Here is a 728-nt window from a genome sequence, read left to right on the forward strand (position 1 = left end):
CGACGGCCCAATGAAAACGCCCTGATTGCTCAGGGCCCGTGTCCGTGTCTGGCGGAGAGAGAGGGATTCGAACCCTCGGTAGGCGATTAACCTACACACGCTTTCCAGGCGTGCGACTTAAACCACTCATCCATCTCTCCGAAGCCCGCGATCATAGCGCAGATTTTGGGGTCCGAAGCAAAGTTGTCGGTCCCCGCGATGACAGCGAGGCGGGCAGGGCGCTCAGCGGCCCGGTTGGATCACCTTGTCGCTCTTGATCAGCGCCATCGCGGTGCCGATCAGGCCGGACACCTCGCTCATGTTGGCCGGCACGATCATCGTGTTGTTCTTCTGCGCGAGCTGCGAGAAGGCCTCGACCGCCTTCTCGGCCACCTTCAGCTGCACCGCGTCGCCGCCGCCCGGCTGCTGGATCGCCGCCGCGATCTTGCGGATCGCGTCGGCGCTGGCTTCCGCCACCGCCGTGATGGCCGCGGCCTCGCCCTGCGCCTTGTTGATCTCGGCCTGCTTCTCGCCTTCGGACCGCGCGATCGCCGCCTCGCGCTCGCCGGTGGCGATGTTGATCTGCTCCTGGCGGCGACCTTCCGACGCGGCGATCAGCGCGCGCTTCTCACGCTCCGCGGTGATCTGGGCCTGCATCGAGCGCAGGATCTCCGCCGGCGGCGTCAGGTCCTTGATCTCGTAGCGCAGCACCTTCACGCCCCAGTTCAGCGCCGCCTCGTCCAGCGCCT

The 728-nt window shown here is 66.6% G+C and carries 1 protein-coding gene and 1 tRNA gene; both read right to left on the reverse strand.

The annotated features are described in order from the left end of the window. Positions 1-49: 49 nt before the first annotated feature. Positions 50-140: transfer RNA gene (locus tag FUT87_RS09570), tRNA-Ser, on the reverse strand. 82 nt (positions 141-222) lie between these two features. Next, positions 223-728: SPFH domain-containing protein (locus FUT87_RS09575; protein WP_310735150.1), on the reverse strand; the 506-nt coding region annotated here is incomplete at its 5' end.

The organism is Mitsuaria sp. TWR114 (genome assembly GCF_007997345.1).